The sequence below is a fragment of the Aeribacillus composti genome, from assembly GCF_007827555.1.
In the GTDB taxonomy this organism is placed as follows: domain Bacteria; phylum Bacillota; class Bacilli; order Bacillales; family Aeribacillaceae; genus Aeribacillus; species Aeribacillus composti.
Window position 1 is genome coordinate 42,092 of the sequence record NZ_VISS01000036.1, and the last position, 6,089, is coordinate 48,180.

Sequence of the window (6,089 nt, forward strand, 5' to 3'; positions counted from 1 at the left end):
ATCATCCTCTGCATGTTTTGCAGAGGACTATTTTATTTATTTTACAACCAATCTTGGCGCCGCCATAATGAGAATAACAGTAACGACAGCGCATAATACAAAGGCTCCTATCATCGTAATGCCGTTTACGATCAAAGAATAAACGACCGCTGACATTCCTTCTGGTGCATATTCTCCGAAGAAAAAGACACCGCTGATAAAATGCCAAAAATAACGTGCAAAAGCTCCGATGAAGACGCCAAAGATGATGAAAACAAGAGCAGAGCTTTTCTTTCCATCTTTCAGCTTATTTTGGATAGTTTTGCTGAAAAGACCGGCTAAACCGATAAAGGAAAAAGCTAGAAAATAGTCGATGAAGCCTTGAACAGGCGTCAGGATGTATGCATCACCTAATACAATTTGCAATAATCCCCATAAAAAGCCGGAAATGAAGCCAATCTTTGCACCGGATCGAAACGATAATATGAGTACAGGCACCATGGCAATGGATATAGAAATGGCTGATGATAATTGAATGGAAGGGAGAAGATCAAGTATAACTGCCAATGCTGCAAAGATTGCTGCTTCTATTAATAGTAATAAGCGATTTTTTTCCAAAAATAAAACCCCCTGTATATTATTTGCTATCAACAAATATCCATAAGGGGGAAAAAGGCTGTATCATGGATCAGTATACTTCCACATCCCTACGCTAGCATTAACTAACAGGTTCAAAGGGTCTGGACGAAATATCCGTCCACTCTCAGCATATAGCTCCCCTTGTGGATCTGTTGATATTCGAATCTTATGTCTATCATAATAGACTATAAGAAAATTGTCATTCTTTTTTCGCTATATTCAAATAAATTTAAGCTGAAATGCAGCCTTTGGACAAAAAGTAATGAAAAAAGGGCGTTAACAATAAGAACTTTTTTCAGAATGGGGGTTTTGGTTTGAATCTTAAACGTGAGCGTTATGAAGTAGTGGATGTGGTGCGGGGGGCTGCGATATTTGGCATTTTACTTGTGAATATGGCGCATTTCAGCTATCCAGATGTATATTTATACCAAATAGGCAGCGAAAATTTTTTTACTGAAACATGGAGAACATGGGATTTTCTAACGAAAAATATTTTGGAAATATTTGTACAAATGAAGTTTATTACAATGTTCTCATTATTGTTCGGATTTGGAATCATCATCATGGAGGAACGGGCTTTAGGAAACGGCAGGAACTTTGTTTCTATATATATACGCAGACTGGTGGTGCTTTTTGTATTTGGACTAATTCATTCATTTTTCATCTGGGATGGAGACATTTTAATGGATTATGCTGTGCTGGGGTTTCTTCTCCTTTTTTTCCGGAAGTGTTCCTGGAAAACCCTTTTGGTATGGACTGTATGTTTATTTAGTTTATATTTGCTCCTTATTGGTTTGATGACGGCTGTATCCAATGGTGAGGATGCTTTAGTCCAAAAAAGAGAGCAGGCTGCCTTACTGGAAGAGGAGGCAAGAAACGCAATCCATTCATATCAAAACGGAAGTTTTACTGATATTTTCCATCAGCGTATTCATGATCGGCTTTTTTACATGTCTATGTCTGGCATGTGGCCTTTTCAACCGCTTGTCTATATAATAAACATGCTCCCATATATCAGCATGTTTTTAGTTGGCATGATATTTGCGAAACAAAAGCTTTTTCAAGAACCGGAGAAGCATCGAAGGTTATTAACAGCCATCTGGTTTTTCGGGCTTATCATTGGGCTTCCGTTAAATATTTTTGCGGTCACCGCTAAAAATAGTTTTTACATGGTGTTCGGTGCACCATTTCTCATGTTGTTTTATGTGATCTCTCTCATATTTTTATATTTTCACCCAATCTGTCGGCAAATTGTTAAGAAGATTGCGCCTGTTGGACGCATGTCATTGACAAATTACATCATGCAATCTGTTATTTGTACATATATTTTTTATCATTACGGATTGGGATTGTACGGTAAAGTATACCCCTTCGCCGGTTTTTGGCTTGCACTCGCAATTTTTGCCGTGCAGCTTATCATCAGCCATATTTGGTTTAAATATTTTCAATTAGGGCCGTTGGAGTGGGTATGGAGAACAGCGATGTATTTCAAGCGCCAGCCTATTCGCATGAAAAAGGAAGTTTCGAAGCATAATAACAGATCAAGATGAATTGTAAAAATGTAGTTTCAAATCTCAGATTTTGAGTTTATGATAGCTCTTTCTTTTTGAAAATAATTTATAGTATGATGGAACAAAGGAGTGTCTAGGCAACATGTTTCTACAAGCAATTTTTATTTTTTTGCTGCAATTATTGTATGTACCAGTATTGACGATCCGAACTATTTTGTTAGTGAAAAATCAAACAAAGGCTGCTGCTGGTATAGGTTTGCTAGAAGCAGCGATTTATATTGTCGCTTTAGGAATAGTTTTTCAAGATTTATCTAATATTTACAATATTAGTGCATATATTATCGGTTTTGGTGCAGGGCTGTTGTTGGGCGGTGAACTGGAGAAAAAGCTGGCTTTTGGATATGTAACATACAATGTGAATTTAATGGATAAAAATTCCGGATTAGTCAAAAAATTGAGGGAGGCTGGTTTTGGGGTTACGGTCTTTCAAGGAGAAGGAATGAATTCGATTAGGTATCGTTTGGAAGTTGTTGCCAAACGGTCTCGGGAGGAAGAATTTTTAAAACTTGTCAATGAAATAGAACCAAAAGCGTTTTTAAGCTCATATGAAATTCGTTCTTTTAAAGGCGGATATTTAACAAAAGCGATGAAAAAGCGGGTAAAGCGTTTAGAAAAAGAACGAACATAACGGTCGAAGGGAGGATGAAGCGTGGATATATTTGCACAAATTGCTGAGGATCGGATCAAAAAGGCATATGAAGAGGGAGAGTTTAAAGAACTTCCCGGGATGGGGAAGCCTCTCCCGCATGACGATTTGTCTGATATTCCGGAAGAACTCCGAATGGCTTATCGTCTTTTGAGAAACGCCGGTATGGTCGATCAAGAAAATGACTTGAAAAAGGAACAATTAACTATTCAAGATTTACTAAAATGCTGTGAAGATGAAGCAGAAAGGAAAAAATTACAACAAAAGCTGTCGGAAAAACAATTAGCATTGGAACGAATCGTGAAGAAAAGGAATATATTCAACACATCTGCATCTCAATTTTATAAAGATAAAGTTTATAAAAAGCTTATTTGACGTTTTCGAAAAAGAATGGTGCCTTTATTTTCGCCATTCTTTTAAATTTGCTGTTTTTTCAAGGCTTCTCTATGGAAGACATAATATAAAGCAAGATTGAAAAAGCCTAAGAAAATGACTATCACCGAAAGCGGAAGCTCCTTTGCAAAACCGACCAAAATTCCAGACAATAAACAGAAGAGAGCAACGAATAAATAAAAATATTTCATAAGTGTCACGACCATTTTTTTGACCCCCAAACAAAGAAAACGTTTTCTTTTATTATAAATCATTTGTCACAAAAACGAAACAAAAAATTCACATTTTGTTCAAAAAATAGACACCGTTTTGACAAAAAGTTATTATACAAAAAGCAGCTTATACTGAATTTATAAAGCTGCTTTAAAGTAAAAACGATTTCTTCTGAAATCTGGCATCTAAACAACAAGGAGGTCTATCTTTATTTTTCTCCTGCAAAAGAAAAAAGAGAATGATGAAAATGGAGCGCGTACACGATTCGCCTGCTTTAGAATCCAAGCTAAACCTCTGATGGATGGCAGATTGGGCGGTTCCTAATGTGACTCGAACATCGTTTTGAGAAGCGTATAGAACCACATATAACAAATCAACTGAAGCAAGCTGATGAGGACAGCAGCTGCGAGTTTTCACAACACTTCAACATCGCTAAGTTAAACACTTATTGCCGTCATTTGCACAAGCCCATTCGCAACGAGCAGCAGAAAGCTCAATTCACTTAAAGAGTGCTCTTTCGTAGGTTCCCCAATTCCTCTGCAATTGCTTGCATTTCGCTGGGGCTGAAAGTATTTTTTTTCATTACATGGTCATAAATTTCTTTTAGGTCTTCATACATATTTACATTAAAATGTGTTGGTTGAACTGCACTGATGTTGATCATATTCAATTTTTCTGTAATTTTTTTAATCATGTATTCCATATTTTCTGCTGATTTTTCACATAAATTCAATTGATTTCATCCTCTCGTTTTTTTATTTGTTTCATTGTATCATGTATTATGAAAGATTGAATATTATGATCAAAAAAATTGATCTTTCCAAACTATTCTTTGCAGCTTATGAAAAAACGATTGAAGCAATGGTTTCAGGAGGTTTCAGCAATGATAAAAGTACTTTTTGTTTGTTTAGGAAATATATGCCGTTCGCCAATGGCTGAGGCGGTTTTTCGTGATTTAGTTAAACGGGAAGGTTTGGAAGATAAAATTTTTGTCGATTCAGCGGGAACGGGAGGCTGGCATGTAGGAAGCCCGCCGCATAGAGGTACTCGAGAAATATTAGACCGTTACCAAATTTCTTATGAAGGTTTAAAAGCACGTCAAATTCATAAGAATGATTTATCAGATTTTGATTATATTATTGCCATGGATGGAGAAAACTTAGGAAATTTGCATCGGATGGCAGGATATAACAATACGGGTGAAATCAGTCGTTTAATGGATTTCGTACCAGATGCTGATATTTTGGACGTCCCTGATCCGTATTATACTGGGAACTTTGAAGAGGTTTATGACATGGTTGTCAAAGGCTGCAAAGGGCTGCTCCAGAAGATCAAAGAAGAACACCATCTTTCGTAGAAGAGGTGAAAGTCAAATGAAATCGCAAAATAAATTGTTAAAAGGGCTGTTCATCGGAGCGATCGCAGGCGCAGCGCTTTCTTTATTGGATAAAAAAACAAGGGACGATGTAATCAGCAAAAGCAGATCAGCTTTTAGCAAAATCAAGCAGTGCGCAGAAAATCCGATGGAGATTGCTGATAAAACAAAGGAAAAAATGAACTCTGTCAAAAGAACAATCGAGCAAACAATCGAAGATATTGAATTTGTTTCTGAAAAAGTGAAAGAATTAAAAGAAACGACACCGAAAGTAATGGAAATAATGAAAGAAGCAAAAGAGAAATGGAAGGAGCGCCTTTGACAGAAACTAGTTTGAAATGAGGTGCCAAGATGGATGACCACATCAACCTTCTTCAAATCGCTAAAGAGCTTTTTAAACGGTTTAAAGAAGATGAAATATCAAGTTTAGCTGCGGAGTTAGCCTACTTCTTTCTTTTGTCTCTTTTTCCATTCCTTATTTTTTTAATGAATCTCCTTGCATATTTGCCCCTCTCTTCAGATGTTGTTCTTGATTTTGTCGCACAATATGCACCGGGAAATACAATGAAATTGATCGAAAACAATGTGAGGCATATTATTGAAACTCAAAATGTGACCCTTTTGTCGTTCGGAGTCATTGGAACAATTTGGTCCGCCTCAAATGGGATTAATGCGATTGTCAGAGCTTTTAATAAAGCATATCAAGTGGAAGAAAACCGTCATTTCCTTGTAGCTCGCTTGATGTCTATTTTGTTGACTTTTGCCATGATTTTAGTCATTTTAGTTGCACTGCTGCTTCCGGTGTTTGGCAGAGAGATAGGCTTGTTTATATTTCGGGCGTTCGGATTTACAGAAGTGTTTTTAACGATATGGAATACGATAAGATGGTTATTAAGTGCTGTTATTTTGTGCATCGTTTTTACAGGACTGTATTTTATTGCGCCAAATAAACGGATGAAAATTTCTGAAGCATATCCAGGCGCTTTATTTGCTACCGTTGGCTGGATTGTTGTTTCTCTTCTTTTTTCTTACTATGTCGGAAATTTTGGGAATTTCAGCGTGACATATGGAAGCCTCGGCGGGGTGATCATTCTTCTAATTTGGTTTTATCTTTCCGCGGTTATTATTATATTAGGCGGGGAGATCAATGCAATTTTATCAAAAGATTCCAATAATTAACTGTAGATGAGCAAAATCACTAACATAAATTTACATCGAAACAAAAAAGGAGACATGAACCCGATTCCTTGGTTAGAATAGATGTGCCAACAAA

At 36.7% G+C, this 6,089-nt stretch carries 9 protein-coding genes and 1 riboswitch; of the genes, 6 read left to right on the forward strand and 3 right to left on the reverse strand.

The annotated features are described in order from the left end of the window. Positions 1 to 36: 36 nt before the first annotated feature. Positions 37 to 597, reverse strand: coding sequence for an energy-coupled thiamine transporter ThiT (thiT, locus tag FB379_RS16010; protein WP_066247732.1), 561 nt, complete (start codon positions 595 to 597; stop codon positions 37 to 39). A gap of 69 nt (positions 598 to 666) precedes the next feature. Next, a riboswitch (TPP riboswitch) is annotated at positions 667 to 770 on the reverse strand. Between the two features lie 162 nt (positions 771 to 932). Between thiT and FB379_RS16015 the strand changes: the two genes are divergently transcribed. From FB379_RS16015 to FB379_RS16025, 3 genes are all read left to right on the forward strand, one after another. Beyond that, entirely contained in the window at positions 933 to 2,168 is a 1,236-nt protein-coding gene (locus tag FB379_RS16015; protein WP_242009353.1) for a DUF418 domain-containing protein, read from the forward strand. A 103-nt stretch (positions 2,169 to 2,271) separates the two neighbouring features. Then, positions 2,272 to 2,817: a DUF2179 domain-containing protein gene (locus FB379_RS16020; protein WP_063386777.1), complete on the forward strand. Its 546-nt coding sequence runs from the start codon at positions 2,272 to 2,274 to the stop codon at positions 2,815 to 2,817. Between the two features lie 21 nt (positions 2,818 to 2,838). Beyond that, positions 2,839 to 3,210, forward strand: coding sequence for a DnaJ family domain-containing protein (locus FB379_RS16025; RefSeq protein WP_144598398.1), 372 nt, complete (start codon positions 2,839 to 2,841; stop codon positions 3,208 to 3,210). A 41-nt stretch (positions 3,211 to 3,251) separates the two neighbouring features. On the opposite strand, the gene FB379_RS16030 is transcribed toward FB379_RS16025, so the two are convergent. Together FB379_RS16030 and FB379_RS16035 are read right to left on the reverse strand one after the other, a co-directional pair. Beyond that, on the reverse strand, positions 3,252 to 3,434 hold the full coding sequence (locus tag FB379_RS16030; RefSeq protein WP_063386775.1) for a hypothetical protein: 183 nt from the start codon (positions 3,432 to 3,434) through the stop codon (positions 3,252 to 3,254). A gap of 509 nt (positions 3,435 to 3,943) precedes the next feature. Then, on the reverse strand, positions 3,944 to 4,174 hold the full coding sequence (locus FB379_RS16035; protein WP_063386774.1) for a DUF1128 domain-containing protein: 231 nt from the start codon (positions 4,172 to 4,174) through the stop codon (positions 3,944 to 3,946). 150 nt (positions 4,175 to 4,324) lie between these two features. On the opposite strand from FB379_RS16035, the gene FB379_RS16040 reads away from it, so the two are divergent. Genes FB379_RS16040 through FB379_RS16050 form a run of 3 tightly spaced genes read left to right on the forward strand, consistent with a single transcriptional unit; the run spans position 4,325 to position 5,995 of the window. Beyond that, positions 4,325 to 4,798 carry a low molecular weight protein-tyrosine-phosphatase gene (locus FB379_RS16040; RefSeq protein WP_066247737.1) on the forward strand — a complete coding sequence of 158 codons (474 nt, stop codon included), beginning with the start codon at positions 4,325 to 4,327 and terminating at the stop codon, positions 4,796 to 4,798. A 16-nt stretch (positions 4,799 to 4,814) separates the two neighbouring features. Continuing rightward, entirely contained in the window at positions 4,815 to 5,138 is a 324-nt protein-coding gene (locus tag FB379_RS16045; protein ID WP_063386772.1) for a YtxH domain-containing protein, read from the forward strand. Between the two features lie 29 nt (positions 5,139 to 5,167). After that, positions 5,168 to 5,995, forward strand: a complete 828-nt coding sequence (locus FB379_RS16050) for a YihY/virulence factor BrkB family protein (protein WP_144598399.1) — start codon at positions 5,168 to 5,170, stop codon at positions 5,993 to 5,995. Positions 5,996 to 6,089: the final 94 nt, after the last annotated feature.

Coding starts and splice junctions, on each gene's coding strand:
- FB379_RS16020 (WP_063386777.1), top strand. CDS start 2,272: ATGTTTCTACAAGCAATTTTTATTTTTTTGCTGCAATTATTGTATGTA.
- FB379_RS16030 (WP_063386775.1), bottom strand. CDS start 3,434: ATGGTCGTGACACTTATGAAATATTTTTATTTATTCGTTGCTCTCTTC.
- FB379_RS16040 (WP_066247737.1), top strand. CDS start 4,325: ATGATAAAAGTACTTTTTGTTTGTTTAGGAAATATATGCCGTTCGCCA.
- FB379_RS16045 (WP_063386772.1), top strand. CDS start 4,815: ATGAAATCGCAAAATAAATTGTTAAAAGGGCTGTTCATCGGAGCGATC.
- FB379_RS16050 (WP_144598399.1), top strand. CDS start 5,168: ATGGATGACCACATCAACCTTCTTCAAATCGCTAAAGAGCTTTTTAAA.